Source organism: [Pseudomonas] carboxydohydrogena (genome assembly GCF_029030725.1).
Lineage (GTDB): Bacteria > Pseudomonadota > Alphaproteobacteria > Rhizobiales > Xanthobacteraceae > Afipia > Afipia carboxydohydrogena.
The window spans coordinates 2,162,295-2,185,517 of the sequence record NZ_CP113162.1; the positions used below are offsets into that span (position 1 = coordinate 2,162,295).

Here is a 23,223-nt window from a genome sequence, read left to right on the forward strand (position 1 = left end):
AACAGCCCTGAGGTGAACCTACTTTGAGGTTCCTTTTTTCCGTTCCTCAATATTGGCCCGATAGTCCTTCGCGAATTTGGAGAGGAATTCCTTCACCAACCCATCATCAGCCTTTCGGGCCGCCCGAGCGCGCTCTTCGAATCGCTCCAATTCTTCCTTGCTCAATGCTGTGCTTTTAGAAACCATGGCGTGGCCTCTCGCGGTCATGGTGGACGTCATTGTTCAAGGTACCTCAATCGGAACGAAGGATTAATGCGCTCTTCGAAGTAATGTTTCCGCTTCACCCATACAAAACCATCACCTTTAGATATAACGGCAACATCAACTGGGCCGCCAACTGTCTCCAAATCCGGGTTAACACGCTTTTGAATTTGGGAAGCGCTCAAGAACGTCTCAGCAACTGCGCTTAGATCACTTAGAGATAGGCTAGCAATCGCTTGCTTGATCGGATTGGTATAGTTTTTATCTCGATGTTCAGTCATCTTGCCGTAAAAATCTCGAAAATGTTGCGGTAATGATTTTCGAGCATCTGCTGTGTATTTTTGTTTTTGCACGGCAGTTAGTTGAGACACTGGAGCCAAAATTGTTTCTGGTAGCGAGATCATTAGATTGATTGCGTTGCCCAAGACATGATCTTCAAAACTTGGACTGATCCCCGTTATCAGAGTTCGTATCACCTCATCGTCGGCTAGCGGAACCACCTCGCTAGCGTTCATAGGCCCGATTGTCTTTGTATCCTTTAGCCAAAAGCGAACTCTGCCACAAACAACAATGTCCACGACATATTCTCGCAGACTCGGCATCATCTCGTTTTCGCCGAATCCCGCGATTACAATACCAGAGTAATTGTCGAGTCGCCGCTGTTTTGTAAGCAGAAGAACTGCAAAATCGACGATCTTTCTCTTTTGCCCATTCAGGTAAGATGCCTTGGCCTTGAAAACCAATTTGGCGCAATCGTCAATGGTCGCACGGTAAGTGTTGGCGACCGTGGTTCGAAATGCGGCATCAAAACCTTCCACATCAGCAAGTTTTTTAAGTTCTGAAATTTCCTTGTTTAACGCTGCTACAAAGGCAGCTTTTGAATTTTTTGAAGACTTGAGGCTCGCAAATGCTTGAAACAAATTCGTGAACACGATCCAACGTGTTTGCTCATCGTCAAACACGCTACCGCCGTTCAACCAAATAAAAAACTGTTTTGCGTAATCCTCAAGCGCCGGATATTTCGTTTTAAAGAGTTGCTTTCGATGAACCTTGATCAACGTCTCCCAGGGGATCCCTCCGAGGGTCACCGAGTTGTAAAGCATAATGCCTACCGGCTCGAATTTGGACAATGTGAAGAGCTTATTCGCAGTATTGTGGACTTTGCGCTGTGATTTCGCGTTTACATAAGTTTCCACTGTAACAGCACTGTCAGCGGCTAATGCCACGCCGAATTTATTCAGAACCGCGACTTCCGTAGTCATTCTTTTGCTACCTTGCAGCAGCGGCTTCACAAGCGACGTTTTGTTGTTATATGCGAGGTTGACCAACCTGCACTTTTATCGCTCTCAAGCCCCCCCAAAAAAGTTGACTCACTGTGGGATGGGAAGGAGTTCCATGTCAACGGCGATATGCAATCAACATCGCCGCCTCAAATGCGGAAGAACACGAACCAGATGATCGCCAGAGTGAAGATCGCGGCGATCGTGCTGATGGCAAGCAATGCCGCCATCGACGGTCCCGGTTCGGCGGAACGTGCCTCGTTCGGCGTCTCAACGATCCGGCCGTGCTCTTTTGTCACCATATTCGCCTCAAACTTCACAGTTGCATTGATTGAATGATCCATCATCGCCAGCAAGCGATGCGTGCTCATCAATCCAACGCGAGAAGCAAAGGCCAGGTTCCTCTCAAACCCAATTCTCGAGCATGGCGCAACCCTACTGCGGCAGCGTCACGCTGTCAAGGACTATTTTCCTAAATCCGGCAATCAGAAAATCGAAGCCCTACTCCGCCATCGTCGCGGCGGGTGACGGCTTGCCGCCGGCCAGCGGGCGTTCTTCCATCAACGCAAACAGCGCCGCCGCCATCGCCATCAGGAACGCAGCCGCCAGAAATACGAAGCGGAAGCCGGTGATCATGTCGCCGGATGCGATATTGCGACTGCCGGCGGCGCCCTCGCCGATCGGAATTTCCTGCCCGATCGCGGCGAGCAGGATCGCGGTGAACATCGCCACCGCGAAGGACGACATCAACGCACGGAAGAAATTCATCGCGCCGGTCGCGGTGCCGACCTGCGAGCGCGGCACGGCGTTCTGGATCGACACCACGCTGATCGGGAAGCATGTTCCGATTCCCAGCGCGAGAACGGCGAGCAGCGACAGCAGCACCCAGAGCGGCGGCGCGGCGAGATACGCCATCAGCATCAGGCAACTCGCGGCGACGGATGCACCGCCGACCGCCGCCCATTTGTAGCGTCCCGTCACCGCCATGAACTGCCCGGCGCTCCACGCGCCCAGCACCGATACCGCGACCAGCGGAATCAGCGCGATGCCCGCCTCGCTGGCGCTCAGCCGATAGACGCTCTCGTAGTAAATCGGCAGGTGGACGATCATCCCGATCATCGCGCCCATCGCGCAGCCGCCCGCGATCATCGAATACGGCACCACCGAACCGCTGATCAGCGGCAGCGGCAGGAACGGCTCATCATGCGTGCGCGCGTGAACCACGAACGCCGCCATCAGCACGACAGCCGCGCCCATCATCGCGAGAATCGTCGGCGACAGCCACGCGAATTTGTGGCCGCCCCATGTCAGCGCCAGCAGGAAGACCACAGCCGAGGCCATCAGCAACAGGCCGCCCGTCCAGTCGAGCTTGCGGTGGCGGTGGTAGTCGGGAATCTTGCGCAACCGCGGCAGCAACAGCATCAGCGAACCGACGCCGATCGGCAGGTTGATCCAGAAGATCATCGACCAGTGCAGGTGCTGCGCGAACACGCCGCCGAGTATCGGGCCCCCGATGCCCGCCGTCACCCACACCATGCTGATGTAGCCCTGATAGCGGCCGCGATCGCGCGGCGTTATCACGTCGGCGATCAATGTCTGCACCAGCGGCAGGATGCCGCCGCCGCCGATTCCTTGCAGGCCGCGCGCCAGGATGAGAAACAGCAGGTTCGGCGCCAGCGCGCACAGCACCGAGCCGATCAGGAACAGCACGTTGGCGGTGATGATCATCGCCCGGCGGCCGTAGATGTCGGCAAGCGCGCCATAGACCGGCGCCACCGCCGTCGAGGACAACAGATAGGCGGTGATGACCCACGACAGGTTCGAGACATCGTGGAATTGCACGCCTATGGTCGGCAGCGCGGTCGCGACGATGGTCTGGTCGAGCGCGGTCAGGAACAGGTTGCACAGCAGGCTCAGCACGATCGGCAGCGCTTCGCTGTGCGGCAGCGACGCGCGGATGGCCGGTTCGGAATCCTCGATCCGGATGGCCTCGCCCGTGATGGCGGCCAGATCGTCCGGCGCCAGCGGTTCGCCTTCCATCTCGGGTTCCGGTCGTTGGATTTTGCTCATGCGGCCTGTGCGCGACTGCGCGAATTGGCGATTAGATTAAATGTGTCGGAAAAACATGAACAACCTAGCGTACATCGGCTGGCGCCGTTAGCGGGCCGCGCGCATGGGGTGGTTTCCGAAACCGCGCATCGATCAACGCGATGTGATGAGGAGACTCAGGCGCGGCGTTTCATCCGCGCGCGTTTCGGCAAAAGCCCCGGCCAGCGCACGATATGATCCTCGAGGTCGGCATCGGCCACGTCGTCCTCGCTGCCGAACACCCGCCCCCGAACCGAGACGCCCGCCTCATGGACGGTATTGGGATCGCCGGAAATCAGCGGATGCCACCAGTACAGGTCGCGCCCCTCGGCGACGAGCTTGTAGGCGCAGGACGGCGGCAGCCAGTTCAGCGTCCGCACATTCCGGGGCGTCAGCCGCACGCAGTCCGTGACCTTGGCGGAGCGGTTGGCATAGTCGTGGCAGGTGCACAGATTCGCATCCAGCAACCGGCAGGAAACGTGGGTGAAGTAGATCTTGCCGGTGTCCTCGTCCTCCAGCTTTTCCAGGCAGCAGCGCGCGCAGCCGTCGCACAGGCTCTCCCACTCGGCGCTGGAAAGCTGCTCCAAGGTTTTGGTTTTCCAGAAGGAATTGGCCTGGTCGGACGGCTTTTCAGGCGGCTTGGTCATCGGTTCGATTTACGGCTTTCTCAATCGTCATGCCCGGCTTTATCCCGGCCATGACAAGGACGAGTCCTGAATTAATCGCTGGCGCGAAAAACACCAAGGCTAACCGCCTCTTGGCATTGGTTTATCCCCTTACCTCGGCTAGAAGGAAGCGGATTCCCGGGCATGGAGAGGGTACGGGAACCTGACCGCCGTTCGCGTGACCTCCTCTCCGGCGCAAGCGTCGGCGCGCGGAACGGGCGGACAGCCCTTCCCTCCGATGATTGCCTTCACCATCGCCACGGGGATGCCGCAAACGAACGCACATGTTCGTCCGCGCCATCGCCGCCGCCAGTGTCCGGGCGGACCACGGACGCGACCGACGATTTAGGAAATTTTGGTGCGCAAGATCGTACCCAGCGAGTGGATGCAACGGATCCGGAATTTCTTTCTGGATCTCGATTCGCGTTTCGATTCCACGCTGTTCTCCTCGGGGCGCGGCCTGCGCGAACTCTATGAGCGCTACTCCGCGTTCATGGACCGCTTCTATGTCGGGCGCTGGAAGCGCTGGGTGTTCATCGAACCGTTGTCGGAGATGGCGACGATCGGCCTGGCCGGCGGCATCCTGATGCTGGCGCTCGCGATCCCCGCCTTCCGCGAAACCTCCGACGAGGACTGGCTGAAGAAGTCGGACCTCGCGGTGACCTTCCTCGATCGCTACAACAACCCGATCGGCAGCCGCGGCATCAAGCACAACGACTCGATTCCGCTGGAAGACTTCCCCGATCATCTCATCAAGGCGACGCTCGCCACCGAGGACCGCCGCTTTTACGATCATTTCGGCATCGACGTCGCGGGCACGCTGCGCGCGCTCGTCACCAACGCGCAGGCGGGCGGCGTGCGCCAGGGCGGCTCCTCGATCACCCAGCAGCTCGCCAAGAACCTGTTCCTGTCGAACGAGCGCACCATCGAGCGCAAGATCAACGAGGCGTTCCTCGCGATCTGGCTGGAGACGCGCCTGACCAAGAACGAGATCCTCAAGCTCTATCTCGACCGCGCCTACATGGGCGGCGGCACCTTCGGCGTCGATGGGGCGGCGCATTTCTACTTCAACAAGTCGGCGCGCGACGTGAACCTCGCCGAATCCGCGATGCTCGCGGGCCTGTTCAAGGCGCCGACCAAATACGCGCCGCATATCAACCTGCCTGCCGCGCGCGCGCGCGCCAACGTCGTGCTCGACAACCTCGTGGATGCGGGTTTCATGACCGAGGGCCAGGTGTTCGGCGCCCGCCGCAACCCCGCCTCGGTCGTCGACCGCCGCGACGAGAACTCGCCGAACTACTTCCTCGACTACGCCTTCGACGAGGTGAAGAAGATCGTCGCCACCTTCCCCAAATCCTATACCGAGCGCGTGTTCGTGGTGCGCACCACCATCGACATGAAGGTACAGAAGGCGGCCGAGGACACGGTCGAAGATCAGTTGCGCCAGTTCGGCCGCGACTATCACGCGACGCAGGCCGCCGCCGTGATCGCCGATCTCGATGGCGGCGTGCGCGCGATGGTCGGCGGACGCGACTATGGCGCGAGCCAGTTCAACCGCGCCACCGACGCGATGCGCCAGCCCGGCTCCTCGTTCAAGCCCTACGTCTACACCACGGCGCTGCTGAACGGTTTCAAGCCGACCTCCGTGGTGGTGGACGGCCCGGTCTGCATCGGCAACTGGTGCCCGCAAAACTATGGCCGCTCCTACTCTGGCTCGATCACGCTGACGCAGGCGCTGACCCATTCGATCAACGTCATTCCGGTAAAGCTGTCGATCGCGCTCGGCGGCAAGGCCGGGCCGAAGGCCGGGCGCGCCAAGATCGTGGAGACCGCGCGCAAGTTCGGCATCGTCACGCCGCTGCCCGACACCCCTTCGCTGCCGATCGGCGCCGATGAAGTCAACGTGCTCGAACACACCGTCGCCTATGCGACGTTCCCCAATCGCGGCAAGGCGGTGACGCCGCATGCGATTCTGGAAGTACGCACCGGCGCGGGCGATCTGGTCTGGCGCTACGACCGCGACGGGCCGCAGCCGCGCCAGATCATTCCGCCGTCCGTCGCCTCCGACATGGCGATGATGATGAGTCACGTCGTTTCGGAAGGCACCGCGCGGCGCGCGCAGCTCGACGGCATTCCGGCCGCCGGCAAGACCGGCACCACCAATGCCTATCGCGACGCATGGTTCGTCGGCTACACCGGCAACTTCGTCGGCGGCGTCTGGTACGGCAACGACGATTATTCCTCGACCAACCGCATGACGGGCGGCTCGCTGCCCGCCAAGACCTGGCACGACATCATGGAAGCCGCGCATCAGGGCATCGAGATCAAGGAACTGACGGGCGTCGGTGCGGGTCAGAAACTGCCGAAAGGCAGCATCGCCGCAACCAATGCCCCGCCGAAGATTCTCGATGTCGCAGCAGGACCGCCGCCGACGCTGACGCGGCGCGGCGTGAACACCCTTGTCCGCATCGAGAAGGAGATGGACGAGGCCGCCAAGACCGTGCCGGTGGGCAAGACCTCGGTGAACGATGGCGCGCCGCCTGCGCCGCACGCCGCGCTGCCGTTCCCGGACAGTTTTGCCTCCGCGAACGACGCGACGGCATCCATGCCGCCAAAGAAGAAATGACGATGGGCCCGGCAATCATGAAGGCGATGCTGCCGTGCGGCTGATTTTCGTGCTGATCCTCGCGATGGCGATCGCCACCGTCGTCGGCCTCGGGCTGACATGGAACACGGCCACGCGCGGCGTCGAGATCGGCACGCTGACCATCGGCCCATGGACGGCGCGTCCGCGCATCGGCACCAGCGACATCGATCCCTATGCGCGCGCCACGGTCGCCCGCAGCGGCGAGCTGCCGATCGGCGCGGGCGACGGCATCACCTTCCGCGCCACCGCCGACAATGCGGGCAAGAAACTGGACGGGCGCTGCGATGTGGTCGTGTCCGGCGTGACGCCCCCTGCCCGGTTCTGGACGCTGACGATCTACGACACCAAGGGCAAGCTCGTCGCCAACGCGCTGCAACGCTACGGCTTCACCAGTCAGGAAGTGGTGCGCGCCTCGGACGGCTCGTTCATCGTGCGGATCGCGCCGCGCGCGCGGTCAGGCAACTGGCTGCCGACCGGCGGCGTCAGCCGCTATCAGATCCTGTTGCGGCTCTACGATACGCCCGTCGGCGTCGCGACGCGCTCGCAGAAGGACGCGCCGCTGCCCTCCATCACCATGGCGGGGTGCTCATGATCCGTTGGCTGTTCGCAATTCTGGGTGGCATCCTGCTCGGCGGCGTCGTGCATCTGGTGAGCGTGCTGGCGCTGCCCCGCATCGCATCGCAGGACGCTTACGCGCGGCTTGCCCCGACGCTGAAAGTGAACGCCGTCACGGCGCTGCCGGACGCCACGCCCGACACCGCGCCGATGCCGCTGATGGACCCCGCCTTCGCTTCCGCCGCCTGCAAGTACGACCTCTCAACCGGTTCGATCAAGCTGAAGGTGCCGGTCAGTCAGGCTTACACATCGGTGTCGTTCTACACCAACGAGGACATCGCCTATTACGCCATCAACGACCGCTCGGCGGGCCGCAAGGTGATCGAACTCGACCTGATGACGCCGCAGCAGAAGGCGGCGCTGCCGGAGGATGAGGACATCACCGCGGCCGACCGGCTCATCATCGAATCGCCGACGCCGACCGGGCTGATCGTGATGCGCGCGCTCGCCGCCGAGCCGGGACTGATGGCACAGGCCAAGGCCTCGCTCGCCGCCGCAAGCTGCAAGGTGCAGGCGGAAGTCTCGCAGCCGGGACGGCGGTAACTTCGTCAGCCCTGAACCTGGACAACGGCCTCGCTGGATGCGGAAAGCATTGCGGGGCGGGCTTTCTCACGCGGCCGCAACAGCCGCTTCACATCGAGCCGGAACGAGAAAACGCATTCGTGGCAACGCAGGCCCTTGCCGCCCTTGACGAGCCCGAGGTCGCGAATAACCGACCAGCGACCATCGCTCATTCGCACCAGACGCAAATCCGGATAACGCCGTTTCAGATACGACAACATTCAGCACCGCATGATATTGCGGTCCATGATGCATCGGGGACTTCAGCCGTCAATTCTTGACGCTGCGCCCATAACGCCACAAGAACGAATCATGACACATCACGCGGCTTTGACGCACGCGCCTTGCGCAGCGCGTCTGGCGCAAGCGCGATCCGGTCTTTATGGTGACTCCAGCGATGGAGTTTCCGATGCGAATCTTGACAGCAACCTTTTTGACGGCAGCCGCACTCGGCGCGGTGCTGACGGCGACGCCCGCCGAAGCCTACGACCGGCGGATCTGCCTGATCGGCGGCGGCTATCCCTACCCCGGCGACTGCGCCTACGATACTTACGCGCAATGCCGGGCAAGCGCCTCCGGCCAGCAAGCCTATTGCGGCGTCAATCCGGAATTCGCCTTTGCCGAGGCGGAAGGCCGCCGCTACCGTCCGCGCGACGGTCTCGATCTCAGCCCGCTCGTCTTCGGCCACGGCTACCGGTATTGACGCAAGGCAGCGATAAAACAAAGAGAGCTACTCCCGCCTGAGCGGGAATAGCGTCTCGTTCTTCAATGGCCCGATGAAGCGCGCGCACTACCAGCGGCGATAATAATAGTGCCGGCGGTAATATCGCGGTCCCGGATAGTAGGCATAAGGTCCCCCGTAATACCCCGGCCCGTATCCATAATAAGCCGGGCCATATCCGTATCCGTAAGGCCCATAGGCTCCGGCCGCCAGGGCGCCGGCGGCCAGACCAAACCCGATGCCCGGTCCCCAGCCATAGCCTCCATGATGCCAGCCACGCGCTTCCGCCGGGCTCATCATCGCCACCGTCCCGATTGATGCGACCGCAACGGCCATCAGTGCTGCTTTTCTCATGACACGTCCTTTCACAGGGCATTCCAAACCGACGCTTATCAAACCGGCGTTGCGTTGTTTGGTTTCCCCGGTGAAAGAGATGTGATTGGGGCGGAACCCCCACGGTTCCGCCCCGCAAGCCCGCCTTACGACAGGATGGCGCTGCCGATCCATGACGACACCTGCGGATACACTTCCAGAATGCCGCGATAGATCATGTCGCCCGCGACATAGAGGATCACCGCAAGGCCGACATAGGCGATCCAACGGTGCTTCTGCAAAAGTTTGGCGATGAAGGAAGCCGCCGCGCCCATCATCGCGATCGACAGCAGGAGGCCGAACACCAGCACCCACGGATGCTCGCGCGCCGCCCCCGCGACCGCGAGCACGTTGTCGAGCGACATCGACACGTCGGCGATGATGATCTGCCATGTCGCCTGCGCCAGTGTCTTGCGCGGCGCGCCATCTGTCAGCGCCTCGATATCCTCCATTGCGTGATGCGGAGCGCGCAGTTCGCGCCACATCTTCCAGCACACCCAGAGCAGAAGGATGCCGCCCGCGAGCAAGAGGCCCACGATCTGCAAGAGCTGCGTGGTCAGGCCTGCGAACACCATGCGCAATAGCGTGGCCGCGCCGATGCCGATCAGGATCGCCTTGGCGCGCTGCTCTTTTGGCAGGCCGGCGGCGGCAAGGCCGATGACGATGGCATTGTCGCCGGCTAGCACGAGGTCGATCAGGATGACCTGAAAAAGAGCGGTGAGAACGTCGGGAGTAATGAAGTCGAACATGAGCCGGGCTCCTTGGCTTTTGCGAAGGAGCGGCGCCATTGCACATCCATCGCCCGCACGCGGCCGAATAACCGCGGATGCGAGGATCGACAGAGTCTCGATCATCAAACACAAATCATGACCGCCTGAGGACGATCACGGATCACGCATCTGAAATGATCAGGACAGAGACAGGGCCACTCCCACTATGTCCAGTCCGACATCGCAGCCTATGGCTGCCAGAGGGGCCCGGTCTGGTCTCTGAAAACTAGTCTGTCTCTCCTCCTAATGCAACCCGAAACGGCCGCCGAACAGATGTTCGAACAGTTCCACGGCGTGTTCGGGATCGGCCAGCACCGACGCCGAGATGCCGATGATGGCGAACGCTCCGGCCACATCCCACAGCGACAGGTTGCGCGAATTGTGCCTGCTTCTTGCGAACCAGGCGATGGTCGCCACCAGCATGGCGCTGACGAAGAACATCAGGCTCAGCGCCATCATCGTCAGTTCCGAACCGATCATGCGTACGATCAGCAGGGCCAGAACGGTCAATGCGACAGCGAGTGTCGTCAGGGTCGCGACGGGTCGCCTCAGTTCGGCAAGCCTGCGTTTCCACTCGTCACGGCGTTCGATGGACGCAATCATATCGTCCTCTTTTCTTTCGGGCTGCGCGATGCCGCGTCCCGCCCGACAAGAGAAGCAGGACGCCTCCCGAACAGGGATCACACCGATCCCGATACGCCATCCAATAATATATCGTATGGCTGCACAACGCGGTCATCCGCCGCGTGTCATCCGGACGCGGCTCGTCTCACGCGCGCGTGATGAATGGTTTCGTGTGAATGCAGCGAAGTGTCGCTGGAACCTGACATGAAAATCAGCCGCCGACGCGCAGCACCTGCCCGACGACAGGCGTCGCGGTGGTCCATGCCGATGCCGCGCGGCGCGCAAGCTCGGTAATCAGCGCATCGGCCTGCGCCGCCATCCGGTCCGGCGCCATGATGACGAGCCGTTCCAGCGCCCAGCGATAGGAGGAGACGCGCTGCTCGACGCATTGCTGCGCCCACTGCACCACCAGCACGTTCTCGCGCATCCGCGCCTGCGCGTCGGCGCGCTCGCGCGGCGACAGGTCGCCGATGTAGCCGAGGGCCTTGTTGCGCTTGATGTCGAGATCGTTGAGCTTCACCGCGAGCGGAATGAACTGGTCGAGCATGGTGAGGTCGTTACGCACGTCCTCCATCAATCCCTGATAGGAGGAGGCCTGCGAGCGGTGCGGTTCGTCGATCATCTTGCGGCCGTAAGAGGTGCGGTCGAACACCACCTTCTTGTGCCAGGGCGCGGGAATGCCTTCGTAGTCGCCGAACACGCCTTTCCATGCCGGGCGCGAATGCGGCGGCTCGATGAAGTAATAGGCCATGTCGCGCAGCGCGCGCTCGTCGTCGGTCAGGAGAAATGCGGATGCGCGGCCGCCGAGCGCTTCGGTCGCTTCCGCGCCGACCCATTGGTGCATGTCCTGATGGTAGAACATCTGGCGGGTGCGGCCGAAATCATCGCCGACACAGCCGATCCCGAACACCAGCGGCAAGACAAAGATAGGATTGCACATCCGAACGGCCGCTCAGGTTGCAGACAAGCGCCGGAATATCCGGCGCAAACAAAATCAGGACCGTGCCCGCCGGCGGCGGCGGCGGCCCGGCGCCGTCCCCTCTTCCGGTCCACGGTCGCCGCTGGTTTCTTCAACGTGCCGCTCGATCCGGACGACGGGAAGGATCAGCACGGTCGCTGTCGCCTCACGCGGGGCCGATCCCATGATTGTCTCCGTGCGCCGCGAAGCCGCATCCGCCGGAAATTCAAGAATGGTGCCCATCGATACTTTCTCCTCGTCACGACATCACTGGCTCGTGACAAGGAGCATTAGAATCACGCATGGTTAATGGTGTCTTAAGGCCACGGCCCGGGTGTTTTGGTTTTCATTTTGATTTCTTGGCCGCCAGTGGTTGCGCGGTTAACCGTTCAGTAATCTTAACCGCGCGTTAAAAAAGCCGCTCTAGATTTAACAGATCGCCTTTCAACGCTTGCCGGTTTGCATGAGTACGCCTCCTCTCTTTCAAGGCTTCGATGGCCTGATGTCCCTGTCCCAGCGCGAGGGCGTGGACATCCGCCCGACGCTTTTGCGCGTGCTGACCGACCTCTATGTGCAGACGCCCGACCACACGCCCGACGAGGAACGCCAGTTCACCGAGCTCACCACGCGCCTGCTCGACGAGGTGGACGATGCCACGCGCGCGGTGGTGCGCGCGAAGCTCGCGATCTATCCGAACACCCCGCGCGACATCCGCCGCAAGCTGATGATTCCGCCGCCGCCGATTTATCCGCGTCACGCAGCGCCTTCGTTGCAGCCCGCCCAAAGCGAGGTTGAACCGGCCACCGTGACCGCGCCGCCGCTTGTCCCGCAGCAGCCGCTGCCGGTGCTGTCGATGAAACCGCAGGACGCCTCTTCCCTCATTGAGATGTTCACCGCCGCGTCCTCGAAGGAACGCGCGAAGATCCTCGAGAACCTGCTCGACGCGCCGCTGAAGCCCTCCGCCAAGGTCGATCCCAGGCGCGCCGCCCGCGCCCTCGCCACGCTGGAAGGCGCGGCGATGGTCGCCGACGCGCAGGCGTTCACGGTTGAGCTTGCCGACGCACTGACCCTGCCCGCCTCGGTGACGAAGGAAATCGTCGCCGACCCGCTCGGCGAGCCGATCGCCTGCGCGATGAAGGCGCTCGGCATGGATGCGGACGCTTTCCAGCGCGTGCTGTTGTTCCTCAATCCCGCCATCGGCGCGTCGGTGATCGACGTCTACCGTCTGGCGCGGATGTATGACGTTCTGAGCGAGCGTGTCGCGCTCATCATGCTGGCGGCGTGGCGCGGTTCATCGGTCGTGGCGGCCCGCGCCAAGTACAAGCCTCAGCTGTATGACGGCGAGCGCCAGCGCGCGCGCACCACGCCGTCCACCTCCACCGTTTCGCCCTTTTCCGAAGAGCATCAGCCGCACCGGTTGCCGCTGAAATAACCTCCCTGCCGGTCTGCCTGAGCACCTTTACAGTACTTTAGATTATTCTAAAGTACTCGAACCGCCATGCCGTGGCGGCAAGACCAGTAAAAAAGCGGAATCCTTATTTCCGTACCGGGAGATGAAACAATGATGGCAAAACGAATGAGCCGCCATGCGGCAGCTCTGTGGCTTGCGCTTTGCGGCGGGGCGGTATCCGCTCACGCAGCGCAGCCGACTGCAAGCACGGACTTCTATCCGCCCTGGCAGAAAGGCGCGAACAATCCATCCCAGGATCAGGGCTTCGAATTCACAGTCCACGAAGCCGACAATCTCGCCGACTTCCATGGCGACATCGCCAATGCGCGGCTCATTCTTTACGTCGGCGGCAACTATTTTTTCGCGATGGCCCCGCTCGTCAAGGCTTTCGAGACCATGCACCCCGAGTTGAAAGGCAAGGTCTACTACGAAACCATTCCGCCGGGACTGCTGGTGCGGCAGATGAAGGCCGGCGGCCGCATCACCGTCGGCAACATGACATGGACCGCCAAGCCGGACGCCTATTTCGCCGGCAAGATCGCCGTGCAGCGCCTGATCGATAACGGCCTTCTCGCCGGGCCGCCGACCATCTACGCCACCAATCAACTCGCCATCATGGTGCCGAAGGGCAACCCGGCTCACGTCAGGACCCTGAACGACCTCGGCCGCCCGGATATCCATCTCGCGCTTTCAAATCCCGAGTTCGAGGGCGTGGCGCGGCAGATCAAGGCGGCGTTCGAGAAAGCGGGCGGCAAGGCGCTTGTCGATACGGTCTATGACGCCAAGGTCAAGGACGGCACCACCACGCTCACCCGCATGCATCACCGCCAGACTCCGGTCTGGCTGATGAACGGCCGTGCCGAGGCCGGGGTGACATGGCGTTCCGAGACGATCTTCCAGAAAGAACGTGGCCTTGCGACCGAAAGCGTGGACATTCCGCCCGAACAGAACGTCACCGGCATCTATTCCGGCGCGGTCGTGAAGGATGCCGCGCATCCGGAGGAAGCCAGACAGTGGCTCGCCTTCCTTGTCAGCCCGGAGGCGCAGGGTATTTTCGCGCATTACGGCTTCGGCAAGCCCTGAGCCGCGGGGAGCGTCACGTCCTGGCGAGATCGAGGAAGTGTCGCCCCTTGCGATCCTCGATCTCGACGATCCAGGCGTCGGGATCGAAATCGATCTCGCGTTTCAGCCGCGTCTCCACGGCGTGCTCCTCCACCGGCTGCGCGGTCGCGGCCACGAATACCCGGTCGGAGGGCCGCGCCTCGTCATAGGACGTCTGCGGGGCGGGCGAAAACAATGTCGCCGTGCCGTCGAGCAGCGCGAGCTTGACGAACACCGCACCCGCCTCCTCCGCGCCGCGACGGCGCACGGCGGCGAAGATGCCCTCGCCTTGCAGGCGGCGCAGATAGGCCGACACCCAGATCGCGGATTTCAGTCGCATGCGATGGTGATAGGCGATCCACCGCGCTCACGCCAGCGCGATGTCGCAACCACGTCAGACGATCAGTTGATCGTCTTGCCGGTGAGCTTCGCCATTTCGGCGAGCAGCCAGTCGGAAATCTGACCGGTCTGCGGATGGTGGCGGTCTTTCTCGAACTGGCGGATGGCAGCGCGGGTGTCCGGCCCGAGCGTGCCGTTGGCCTTCAACTGGCCATAGCCGTAATTCGTCAGCACGCGCTGCACCGAGATGACGCGGTGATTGGCGTTGATGAGATCGCCGAGCGGGTCCTTGTGCGCCGGCACAGGCGCCGGAGGACGCACGGCGGCCGGCGCCGCAGGCTTCGCGGCCGGGATCGCCACCATCGGCTGCGGATCGATGACATTGGCCGGCTGCGCGTCCGTCTCGGCCGGACGCGGGCGCGGCAACGGTTGCGGCTGCGCGGGCGTTGCAATGGTCATCTCAACAGGCATCGCGCCGAACATCGGCGAGGGATGATGGCCCGCTTGCAGGAACATCGCGTTGACGACGATGGCCGTCATCGCCGCGAGCGCAACGGTACACGCCATGGTGTCCTTCGGGCTGTGCAACAGCACCCGCATCAGCAGGTTGGGCTCCTGCTCGATCTCGATCGCGACCGCCTTGGCGCGGCGCTTGCGACGTGGCTTGTCATCATCCATCGGAGCACTCTTACGCAATTTTCTTCACCAGCGTGACTTTGGCATCGGCGCGCGGCGCCGGAGCCAGGGTTGTAATATTGCTCGGCTTCATGGCCGGCGCGAAAATCATCGGCAGCCGCACCGAAACGGTGGTGCCGCGATCCAGTTCGCTCTCGACCTTCATCTCGCCGCCATGCAGCGACACGAGATTCTTGACGATGGAGAGTCCAAGGCCGGTGCCTTCACGGCGGCCCTGATAGCTCGCGCCCGCCTGGAAGAACGGATTGCCGAGGCGCGCAAGATCGTCCTTGCCGATGCCGATGCCGGTGTCGGCCACACGCAGCAGCAACTCGCGGCCTTCGACCTGCGCGGAGACGGTGACCGAGCCGCCTTCGCCCGTGAACTTGATCGCGTTCGACAGCAGGTTCAGCAAAATCTGTTTGAAGGCACGTGCGTCGCCGGTCATCTGAGGCAGGTCGGACGGCATGCGGGTGGAAAGATCGATGCCGCTGTCGCGCGCCTTGAGCACCATCAGGTTGCAGCAGCTTGAGAGCGCCTCGCGCGGCGCGAACGGCTCCGATACCAGCTCGAACTTGCCGCTTTCCATCTTCGACATATCGAGAATGCCGTTGACGACGGACAATAGATGCAGGCCGGATTCGTTGATAAGCCCGGCATATTCGCGACGGCGCGCGGCATCGAGCTTCATCTCGTCTTCCCGCGCGATCATCTCGGAGAAACCGATGATGGCGTTGAGCGGCGTGCGCAGCTCGTGGCTCATGGTGGCGAGGAAACGGGACTTCGACGCCCCCGCCTCCTCGGCCTCCTGCCGCGCGGATTCCAGCGCCTGCTCCTGCATCTTGCGCTCGGTGACGTCACGCATCACCGACACGACCTCGAACGCGCCGCTGGCCTGATCCTGCGTCGGCTCCAGCGGGCGGCAGCGCATTTCCACCCAGGCGAATTCAGGCCCGTGCGGACTTTCGCGGCGAACACGGAATTCCACGCTGCTGGCCTCGCCGCCGCGCGCGGCATCGGACAGCGCGGTGAGATAGCGCGGACGGTCCGCTACATGCACGCGATCGAACAATCCGTGCAGCAACAGCGTCGGGCCAGGCACGCCCAGCAGCACCTCGGCCGCCGGGGAAATGAAATTGAGATCGCCGTTGGCGCGATGGCGCGCGATCACATCGGAAATGTTGCGGGCGAGCAGCCGGTAGCGCCGCTCTTCCACCGCCAGAAGATGCTTGCTGGTGCGGGCGAGCGATTCCGCGCCGAACGCAAGTCCTGCGGCATAGATCGTCGCCAGCGCGATACAGAGACCGGTGAACAGCGATGCAACGTCGCTGGACAGATGCGAGGGCGGCAGCGCGTTCATCGATTCCAGAACGGCAAGCATGGCGGCGCAACCGAGCGCGACCGCGACCGCCGCCGTCACCACGCGCCGCGAGGCCGACATCGCCGCCTCGAGCGGCACCGCGATCAGCCAGATCGCCGCGAACGATGACATGCCGCCGGTCTGCACCGACACCGCGAACACCAGTGCGGCAAGAGAGGCGGACGACAGGATGTGCGCCATCTCGAACCGGCCGGTGCGCGACAGGAAGTAAGAAATCAGGATCGGCGAGATGAACCAGGCGAGGATCATCACCTCGATCATCGAGGGAGCGCCGCGAACGGCAAGGTAGACCGGCACACCGCTGAGAACCGCGAGGCCACCGCCCATGCGCAGCGCGATGAAGGCGCGATGACGCGCGCTCGCCATCGCATCGCCCCTGACGGACGGATGCAGCAGCGAATCCAGATGCTCGCGCAGGATCTTGAAAAGCGTCACTTGAACTCTCACACCGCCGGAGCGCCAATGGCGGGCCGGCAAGCCCCCTCTTGTTGTTCGCGGGATCGTGTCAGAGCGAAATTAAGCGAACACTAAGGCAACCGCTTCAACGCGCGCACGCGCTGCCGTGACGGCGTTTTGCGGGCATTTCGCGATTGCATTTGCCGGTGATGGTGAATGCATCGTTTCAGCGCGCGCCGGCTTATGGTTTCGAAATGGTGGACGACGCTCTTTCCGTCGAAATAACGCGCGTTCCCGTCAATCGAAAATTTACGCCATCCGAAACGATTCAAATTTTACGCAAATTTAGCCGTCCCGAAACACTCAAGATTTATCCGCCGGTGGTTTAACGCAAGCCAACAAGGCCGCGTCAGGAGAACGCGGTTCGACGGGGATGCGTGATGTTCTTCTTGTTGCGAATGGCCTTCTGGCTCGGTCTGGTGCTCGTGCTGCTTCCGCGCGACAAGGCACCCGATACCGACAAGGGACCGCAGGTCAGCGCGAGCGAAGCCGTGCTTGCCGCGACCGCCGCCGTTTCCGACATGTCGCAGTTCTGCACGCGCCAGCCAGCGGCATGCGCGGTGGGCGGACAGGCCGCGACCGTGGTCGGCGAACGCGCGCAGGCAGGCGCGAAGAAGGTCTACGACTTCCTCACCGAGCGGAATGAAAAGAACGACAAGGCCGAGAAGCCCGACAGCGCGGAGAAGCCGCAGGCTGTCCAGGAGAAGATTCCGGAGAAGGCCCAGGAGAAGATTCAGGACAAGCCGAAGAAGGGCAAGCATGGCGCCAACGAGCGCAAGAGCCCGGATCACACCGGCTCCATCGAGCCTTTGGGCGACGCCAATCCGTTCCCCGACACGCTGACACAGGCCGATCTCGCGATTGCGCTGGACGGCCCGCAGCCCGTATGGGACGGCCCGCAGCCCTGAGGCGATGGCGGCCCGAGTGCTTGTTTTGCGGGAAATTCCGTTCAAACTCTCGCTTTCCGCGGTCCGCGTTCTCATATAAGCCGTAGCCGGCGCAGGAACGCGCAGGCTTCTCCACATACGGCAAGTTCGGCATGACCACGATCGACGACATCCGCGAGAACTTTTCCCTGCTTGATGACTGGGACGATCGCTATCGCTACGTGATCGAGCTCGGCCGCACGCTGGAGCCGATGCCGGAGGCCGAACACAACGCCGAAAACAAGGTGCAGGGCTGCACCAGCCAGGTCTGGCTGTCGCGCAAGGACGACCGCGATGCCTCCGGCGAACCGGTGCTGCGCTATCTCGGCGATAGCGACGCCCACATCGTGCGCGGGCTGGTCGCGATCATCCTCACGCTGTTTTCCGGCAAAAAGGCAAAGGACATTCTCACCACCGACGCGCTGGCGATCTTCGACGAGTTCGGCTTCCGCGAGCATCTGACGCCGCAGCGCTCGAACGGCCTGCGCGCCATGGTCGATCGAATCAAGTCCGATGCGCGCAGGGCCGTCGAAGCCAAGGTCTGACTTTCGGGATTCTCTACCTCATTCCGCCATCGGGTTTCCCGCGCCCCTTTTCGGGAATGCTGGCGCTCTGCTGCTGTGACCGTCCGGGTTTCGGCTTCCGCACGGCCTCCGGCTTGTCCTTCGCCTGTGGAAACTCGACCTGCGTGATCTGAATCTCTTCCATGCTCCGTCCTCCTGTGACGCGGGATCAACCGTGGCCGGGAGCGCATGTTCCCGTCCGGTTCCAGCGAACAACGGCTCACGCCGTGAACGATGCATCCTCCGCGAGCCAGGTGCGGATATGCGCGCTGTCACAGGCATTATCGCGAAGCCCGTAATGCCGCGCGAGACGGTCCAGCGCGAGTTGCAGAACGACCTTCGCCGAACGCGCGGGCCAGCCGCGTTCGCGTTCCACATCCTCCAGCCCGCGCAGGAAACAGCATACATCGAGCAACACGCCGGACAGTTCCGGCCCGCACGCATCCAGCGCCAGCCGCACACGCTGCCGCGCGGCGATCACCGCATCCGTCATCGCGCCCGCATCGCCGCCGCCGCAATTTTTTCCGCGCGCGATCCCCGACCAGCTCGATGTCACGCGCGGCGCGAGGTGGCCACGGGTGAAATCGGCGCGCAGCTTCTCGCCCGCGATGAACTGGTCATGGCCGATCATGGTGCGCCCGTCGCGGCCCTTGCGGCGCGCGAGCCACGCAAGCGGGCTTTCGCTGTCATTGACGGTCACGCGGACGATGCCGCTCTCGGTCATGACCTCGCGCGAGGCAAGCGTGAGGTGTTCGGCGCGCCGGGCCTCGATGCCATGCGCGGCCTCGGCCGTCCGTGTCTTGGAGGGGCGATGTAACTTCATCGGCCACACTCCGTCCCCGCCACCACACGTTCCAGCGCCGCGATCCGGCGATCGAACCCGACGTCCTCGCGCCGTTCCTCGATCATGCGGCAGGCATAGGCCACCGTGGTGCGGTCGCGGTGAAACAGCCGGCCGATGCCTTCGAAACTCAGCGCGAAGCCGACATGGCAAAGATACATCGCGACCTGACGCGCCAGTGATGCGCGCGGCGAGCCGCGCGTGCCGAACGCCAGTTCGTCCGCGGTGATGCCGAAATCGGCGATCACATATGCGGCGACGCGGGAATGGATGGTTTCGGGGTCGGGAGAAGGTGCGGCGAGACGCGAGGGAGAAACGGAGACGGGGGTGGGCAGCATTGGGCGACCTCGTTAGGATTTTATACCTACACCCTAGCCCAATTTTTGCAACCGGGGATATCTTTCCCCATCAATCCAAACTCCCGTCCTGGCCGGGCATAGCCGTTCGAAGAATGGCGTCGCTTCCGCTCGCCTGTGTCCCGGCCATCAACGCCTTTCCTGACTGAAACTAAATTTCCAAGACATGGATGCCGGCATGAAGCCGGGCATGGCGGTTGGCGATTCCGTCCAGACTAAATCTGCCTAACGCTTGGCCCGGCGGCGTTGCTGGCCGAGCCCCATCTTCCTGGCGAGCTGCGAACGCGTCACGGCATAGTTCGGAGCCACCATCGGATAATCCGGCGGCAGGCCCCACTTCTTGCGGTACTGCTCCGGACTCATGTTGTACTGGCTGCGCAGATGCCGCTTCAGCGACTTGAAGCGTTTGCCGTCCTCGAGACAGACCAGATATTCCGACGTCATCGATTTTTTCACCGAGACCGCGGGCCGCGCCGCCTCGACGGGCGCATCCCCGCCCGCCGCCACGCTCAGCAGCGCGGCATGCACCTGCGCGATCAGCGCGGGAATGTCGGACGGAGCGACCGTGTTGTTGCTGACATAGGACGAGACGATGCCTGCCGCCATTTCAACGAAATTTTTGGCCGGCGGCTCACTCATGCAGCGCTCGCGATGTTCGAAGGAAGGGGGCGTGCATCGTTGCGGCCCCTCATGGTCTCGCAAAGATTAGGCGAGCCGGTCCGGAGTCCGCAAGATCGATCGAATGCCGTGCCCTGAATATATCAGCGGGCGTCTCAGCGCCGGTCGAGATGCGCGCGCAATTCGTCGATCGATTCAAACCGCACCGTGCCTTCCGGCAGTTGCGCTTCGATCGAACCGTCCGAATACAGCGAATAGGCCATCGCATCGACCACGCCGGATTTCACCACGCTGACGTCCGGCTGCGACGCGCGGCGCGGCGGTTCATCGCGGCGCGAAGGCTGCGTGAAACGGCGCTGCGGCCGCAACGGATGGCGCGGCTCGGCCGCGAAATCGTTTTCCGGCAATGGGCGCTCGGACTGCGACCATGGCGGCTCGAACAGATTGTCTTCCGCCGGCGGCGAAGCATCCGCCTGCGGCTCGGCCTCGGGGGCCGCCTCGGACGCGGAATTCTTGCGGCGGCGGGAGGAAAACAGGAAGTCGCGCTTCGGGCGCTCCGGTGCCGCCGCGGGTTCGGGACGTTCGGGAAGCGGCGGAAACGGCGCGCGGGTCGGCGGCGGAAAGTCGAACTCGGTCTCGGATGCGCGAGCCGCCTGCTCGTCGCGCGAGAACAGAAAATCGCTGTTTCCGGGCGCGCGCGGCGCCGGGCGCGGCTCGTCCACCATCGCTGGCGCGGGCGGCGGCACTTCGGCCACGACGATTTCCTCGACCTCCGCCTCCTCCCGCACCGGCGCGGTGCCGAGACGGCGGGAGAGTTGCTTCACCTCGCGCGCAAGAATGCCGAGACCGATCAGAATGAGTCCGGTCGCGGCGGCAACCGTGCCACACAGGATCATCGTATTGCCGAAGGAGAATTCCTTGATCGGAATCCCGAACGCGATGCCCAGCACGCCCGCGCAAAATACCAAGGCTCCCGCCAGCAACAACGCAATCATCACTCAAACTCCACGCCACGGTCTTCACGGCCCGCAGCCTCGACCGCATACCGTTGTTCCATTAACTGCCCGACCAAAGTGTAATATTTCTTTATTCCATTCCAAAAAGTACAAACATACCAACACTTTCCGCGACCTCGGGGCCTCCGGCAGATCCCGTCGCGGGCTGTTTCAACTCCCGGCAACCCCTTATCGTTGCAGCGTTTTAGGAAAATTAAGCCATAATCGCCGACTATGCCCCTGGCTGAACGGCGGACATGGCCGCCCCAAATCCCGCCCCGGTCCCAACGAACGTATCCGCATCATGACATCGATCACGGCATCCGGATTTGAGGTCCCCCTCCGGCGGCCATTCGATCAGACCTGCGACATGCTCGCCTGCGCCGCCCTCGCAGTGATCGCGTGCGTCGCGGCCCTCACCTTCCGCGACTACGGGCTCGGCTGGGACGACTACACCCACGCCGAATATGCCGACCTCTTGCTGAAGATGTTCGGCTCCGGTTTCAGGGACCAGAGCGCGCTCTCGTTCGCAAACCTCTATATGTATGGTGGCGGCTTCGACATGGCGGCCGCGCTCCTGCACAAGATCGTCCCGCTCGGGCTGTTCGACACCCGCCGCCTCGTCGGCGCGATCGTCGGCCTGATCGGTCTTGCGCTGACATGGCGTCTGACGCGCCGCGTCGGCGGTCCGCTCGCGGGGCTGGCAGCACTTCTCCTGCTCGCGCTGTGCCCGACCTTCTACGGCCACATGTTCATGAACCCGAAGGACCCGCCCTTCGCGGTCGCGATGGTCGTGATGCTGCTCGGGCTGGTGCGGCTCGCGCAGGACTATCCGTCGCCGTCGCCGCATACGGTGCTGATCCTCGGCCTCGGCGCCGGATTGTCGCTCGGCTGCCGCGTGCTTGGCGGCTTCGGCCTCGTCTATGCCCTGCTCGCCTTCATTCCGATCTGGCGCGAGGAAATCGCGACGCAGGGATGGCGCGAGACGCTGCGCCGCTTCGTCCATGCCTGCTGGCTGCTGCTGCCGGGGCTTTTGTTCGGCTATCTCGTGATGGGCCTGATCTGGCCATGGTCGATCATCGAACCGGCCAACCCGCTGCGCGCGGTGACCTACTTCTCCGCCTTCTTCGAGAAACCATGGAAGGAATTGTTCGACGGCGCGATGGTGTCGGTGCCGGACATGCCGTGGTCGTATCTGCCGACGCTGTTCGCGTTGCAGATGCCGGAGATCTTTATCGCGCTCTGCCTCGGCGGCCTCGCCATGACGATTGCCGCCGCCACGCGGCGCGAGGACCCCCGCCGCACCACGATCTATCTGATGATCGCGCTGGCGGCCTTTCTTCCGCTGGCCATCGCCGTGGTGAAACGGCCCGCGCTCTATAACGGCATCCGCCATTTCATCTTCGTGGTGCCGCCGATGGCGATCCTCGGCGGCCTCGCCTTCGGTCGCCTGATCGAATGGCTGGGCCGCAACGAGCGCCGCCGCAACTGGCAACTGGCGACCTATGCGCTGTTCGCCGCGGGCCTGGCAATGCCGCTGGTGGAGATGGTGCGGCTGCATCCCTACCAGTACACGTATTTCAACGATGTCTCCGGAACGGTGCGCACCGCCGACCGCCGCTTCATGCTGGACTATTGGGGCCTCGCGCTGAAGCAGGCGTCCAACACCCTGCGCGAGCAGATCGTCGCGCGGCAGGAAATTCCGCCCGCCAACCGCAAATGGAAGGTGGCGGTGTGCGGCCCGCAGCGCCCCGCGCAGGTGGCGCTCGGCCCCGACTTCTCCATCGGCTGGGACAGCCACTCCGCCGATTTCGCGATGAGCCTCGGCGAATTCTATTGCAAGGGCCTGCCCGCCCCGATCTACGCCGAAATCAAGCGTGACGGCGTGGTCTACGCCCGCGTCTACGACATCCGGGGCGAGAGCATCGCCAGCCTGCTGACGATTCCGCCGCCGTAGAAAGTCTTGACCACGCCGCACGGCGGGGTAGATTCAGCCATCACCCTCTACACGTTTAGATAC

The 23,223-nt window shown here is 62.9% G+C and carries 28 protein-coding genes; 9 read left to right on the forward strand and 19 right to left on the reverse strand.

What is annotated here, in order from left to right; translation table 11 throughout:
* Positions 1-18: 18 nt before the first annotated feature.
* From AFIC_RS10465 to AFIC_RS10485, 5 genes are all read right to left on the reverse strand, one after another.
* A complete protein-coding gene (locus AFIC_RS10465) occupies positions 19-219 on the reverse strand; it encodes a hypothetical protein (RefSeq protein WP_275246174.1) in 201 nt (66 codons plus the stop codon).
* A complete protein-coding gene (locus AFIC_RS10470) occupies positions 216-1,463 on the reverse strand; it encodes a hypothetical protein (protein WP_275246175.1) in 1,248 nt (415 codons plus the stop codon). Before AFIC_RS10470 ends, AFIC_RS10465 begins: the two co-directional genes overlap by 4 nt.
* A 167-nt stretch (positions 1,464-1,630) precedes the next feature.
* Positions 1,631-1,837, reverse strand: coding sequence for a hypothetical protein (locus tag AFIC_RS10475; protein ID WP_275248772.1), 207 nt, complete (start codon positions 1,835-1,837; stop codon positions 1,631-1,633).
* Between the two features lie 145 nt (positions 1,838-1,982).
* Positions 1,983-3,551, reverse strand: a complete 1,569-nt coding sequence (locus tag AFIC_RS10480; RefSeq protein ID WP_275246176.1) for an MDR family MFS transporter — start codon at positions 3,549-3,551, stop codon at positions 1,983-1,985.
* A 155-nt stretch (positions 3,552-3,706) separates the two neighbouring features.
* On the reverse strand, positions 3,707-4,216 hold the full coding sequence (locus tag AFIC_RS10485; protein ID WP_275246177.1) for a YcgN family cysteine cluster protein: 510 nt from the start codon (positions 4,214-4,216) through the stop codon (positions 3,707-3,709).
* Between the two features lie 376 nt (positions 4,217-4,592).
* Here AFIC_RS10485 and AFIC_RS10490 point away from each other — a divergent pair, with 376 nt between their 5' ends.
* From AFIC_RS10490 to AFIC_RS10500, 3 genes are read left to right on the forward strand one after another with little or no spacing between them, the layout of a single operon-like run.
* Entirely contained in the window at positions 4,593-6,860 is a 2,268-nt protein-coding gene (locus AFIC_RS10490) for a transglycosylase domain-containing protein (RefSeq protein ID WP_275246179.1), read from the forward strand.
* 34 nt (positions 6,861-6,894) lie between these two features.
* Positions 6,895-7,473 carry a DUF1214 domain-containing protein gene (locus AFIC_RS10495; RefSeq protein ID WP_275246180.1) on the forward strand — a complete coding sequence of 193 codons (579 nt, stop codon included), beginning with the start codon at positions 6,895-6,897 and terminating at the stop codon, positions 7,471-7,473.
* Complete coding sequence (locus tag AFIC_RS10500) at positions 7,470-8,039, forward strand: DUF1254 domain-containing protein (protein ID WP_275246181.1); 570 nt, start codon at positions 7,470-7,472, stop codon at positions 8,037-8,039. The genes AFIC_RS10495 and AFIC_RS10500 overlap by 4 nt, the downstream gene beginning before the upstream one ends.
* 5 nt (positions 8,040-8,044) lie before the next feature.
* Here AFIC_RS10500 and AFIC_RS10505 read toward each other — a convergent pair whose 3' ends face one another.
* Positions 8,045-8,278, reverse strand: coding sequence for a hypothetical protein (locus AFIC_RS10505; RefSeq protein WP_275246182.1), 234 nt, complete (start codon positions 8,276-8,278; stop codon positions 8,045-8,047).
* Between the two features lie 188 nt (positions 8,279-8,466).
* Here AFIC_RS10505 and AFIC_RS10510 point away from each other — a divergent pair, with 188 nt between their 5' ends.
* Complete coding sequence (locus tag AFIC_RS10510; protein ID WP_275246183.1) at positions 8,467-8,760, forward strand: DUF3551 domain-containing protein; 294 nt, start codon at positions 8,467-8,469, stop codon at positions 8,758-8,760.
* 87 nt (positions 8,761-8,847) lie between these two features.
* On the opposite strand, the gene AFIC_RS10515 is transcribed toward AFIC_RS10510, so the two are convergent.
* The 5 genes from AFIC_RS10515 to AFIC_RS10535 all read right to left on the reverse strand — a co-directional run bounded on the left by AFIC_RS10515 (position 8,848) and on the right by AFIC_RS10535 (position 11,745).
* The gene (locus AFIC_RS10515) at positions 8,848-9,132 is read right to left on the reverse strand and encodes a hypothetical protein (RefSeq protein ID WP_275246184.1); all 285 of its coding nucleotides are present in this window, start codon (positions 9,130-9,132) and stop codon (positions 8,848-8,850) included.
* Positions 9,133-9,257: 125 nt separating this feature from the next.
* Complete coding sequence (locus tag AFIC_RS10520) at positions 9,258-9,899, reverse strand: TerC family protein (RefSeq protein ID WP_275246185.1); 642 nt, start codon at positions 9,897-9,899, stop codon at positions 9,258-9,260.
* A gap of 264 nt (positions 9,900-10,163) precedes the next feature.
* Entirely contained in the window at positions 10,164-10,523 is a 360-nt protein-coding gene (locus tag AFIC_RS10525) for a hypothetical protein (RefSeq protein WP_275246186.1), read from the reverse strand.
* 232 nt (positions 10,524-10,755) lie between these two features.
* A complete protein-coding gene (locus AFIC_RS10530) occupies positions 10,756-11,484 on the reverse strand; it encodes a hypothetical protein (RefSeq protein WP_275246187.1) in 729 nt (242 codons plus the stop codon).
* Positions 11,485-11,538: 54 nt separating this feature from the next.
* Complete coding sequence (locus AFIC_RS10535; protein ID WP_275246188.1) at positions 11,539-11,745, reverse strand: hypothetical protein; 207 nt, start codon at positions 11,743-11,745, stop codon at positions 11,539-11,541.
* Positions 11,746-11,965: 220 nt separating this feature from the next.
* Between AFIC_RS10535 and AFIC_RS10540 the strand changes: the two genes are divergently transcribed.
* The gene (locus tag AFIC_RS10540) at positions 11,966-12,934 is read left to right on the forward strand and encodes a DUF2336 domain-containing protein (RefSeq protein ID WP_275246189.1); all 969 of its coding nucleotides are present in this window, start codon (positions 11,966-11,968) and stop codon (positions 12,932-12,934) included.
* Positions 12,935-13,063: 129 nt separating this feature from the next.
* Positions 13,064-14,035, forward strand: a complete 972-nt coding sequence (locus AFIC_RS10545) for a molybdate ABC transporter substrate-binding protein (protein ID WP_275246191.1) — start codon at positions 13,064-13,066, stop codon at positions 14,033-14,035.
* Positions 14,036-14,048: 13 nt separating this feature from the next.
* Here the strand turns inward: AFIC_RS10545 and AFIC_RS10550 are convergent, their stop codons facing one another.
* From AFIC_RS10550 to AFIC_RS10560, 3 genes are all read right to left on the reverse strand, one after another.
* On the reverse strand, positions 14,049-14,393 hold the full coding sequence (locus tag AFIC_RS10550; protein WP_275246192.1) for a DUF1491 family protein: 345 nt from the start codon (positions 14,391-14,393) through the stop codon (positions 14,049-14,051).
* Between the two features lie 62 nt (positions 14,394-14,455).
* Positions 14,456-15,070 carry a peptidoglycan-binding domain-containing protein gene (locus AFIC_RS10555; RefSeq protein ID WP_275246194.1) on the reverse strand — a complete coding sequence of 205 codons (615 nt, stop codon included), beginning with the start codon at positions 15,068-15,070 and terminating at the stop codon, positions 14,456-14,458.
* Positions 15,071-15,080: 10 nt separating this feature from the next.
* The gene (locus AFIC_RS10560; RefSeq protein WP_275246195.1) at positions 15,081-16,883 is read right to left on the reverse strand and encodes a PAS domain-containing sensor histidine kinase; all 1,803 of its coding nucleotides are present in this window, start codon (positions 16,881-16,883) and stop codon (positions 15,081-15,083) included.
* Between the two features lie 401 nt (positions 16,884-17,284).
* On the opposite strand from AFIC_RS10560, the gene AFIC_RS10565 reads away from it, so the two are divergent.
* Together AFIC_RS10565 and AFIC_RS10570 are read left to right on the forward strand one after the other, a co-directional pair.
* Complete coding sequence (locus AFIC_RS10565; RefSeq protein ID WP_275246196.1) at positions 17,285-17,812, forward strand: DUF5330 domain-containing protein; 528 nt, start codon at positions 17,285-17,287, stop codon at positions 17,810-17,812.
* A 131-nt stretch (positions 17,813-17,943) separates the two neighbouring features.
* Positions 17,944-18,375, forward strand: a complete 432-nt coding sequence (locus AFIC_RS10570) for a SufE family protein (protein WP_275246197.1) — start codon at positions 17,944-17,946, stop codon at positions 18,373-18,375.
* Positions 18,376-18,388: 13 nt separating this feature from the next.
* Here AFIC_RS10570 and AFIC_RS10575 read toward each other — a convergent pair whose 3' ends face one another.
* From AFIC_RS10575 to AFIC_RS10595, 5 genes are all read right to left on the reverse strand, one after another.
* On the reverse strand, positions 18,389-18,538 hold the full coding sequence (locus AFIC_RS10575) for a hypothetical protein (RefSeq protein ID WP_275246198.1): 150 nt from the start codon (positions 18,536-18,538) through the stop codon (positions 18,389-18,391).
* 75 nt (positions 18,539-18,613) lie between these two features.
* Positions 18,614-19,216 carry a DUF6456 domain-containing protein gene (locus AFIC_RS10580; RefSeq protein WP_275246199.1) on the reverse strand — a complete coding sequence of 201 codons (603 nt, stop codon included), beginning with the start codon at positions 19,214-19,216 and terminating at the stop codon, positions 18,614-18,616.
* Positions 19,213-19,572 (reverse strand): helix-turn-helix domain-containing protein, encoded by a 360-nt coding sequence (locus AFIC_RS10585; RefSeq protein WP_275246200.1) that lies wholly within the window; start codon positions 19,570-19,572, stop codon positions 19,213-19,215. Before AFIC_RS10585 ends, AFIC_RS10580 begins: the two co-directional genes overlap by 4 nt.
* Before the next feature lie 243 nt (positions 19,573-19,815).
* Positions 19,816-20,229 (reverse strand): Ros/MucR family transcriptional regulator, encoded by a 414-nt coding sequence (locus AFIC_RS10590; RefSeq protein WP_275246201.1) that lies wholly within the window; start codon positions 20,227-20,229, stop codon positions 19,816-19,818.
* Positions 20,230-20,363: 134 nt separating this feature from the next.
* Entirely contained in the window at positions 20,364-21,203 is an 840-nt protein-coding gene (locus AFIC_RS10595) for a hypothetical protein (RefSeq protein ID WP_275246202.1), read from the reverse strand.
* A 304-nt stretch (positions 21,204-21,507) separates the two neighbouring features.
* Between AFIC_RS10595 and AFIC_RS10600 the strand changes: the two genes are divergently transcribed.
* Entirely contained in the window at positions 21,508-23,160 is a 1,653-nt protein-coding gene (locus AFIC_RS10600; protein WP_275246203.1) for a glycosyltransferase family 39 protein, read from the forward strand.
* The last annotated feature ends 63 nt before the right edge of the window (positions 23,161-23,223 follow it).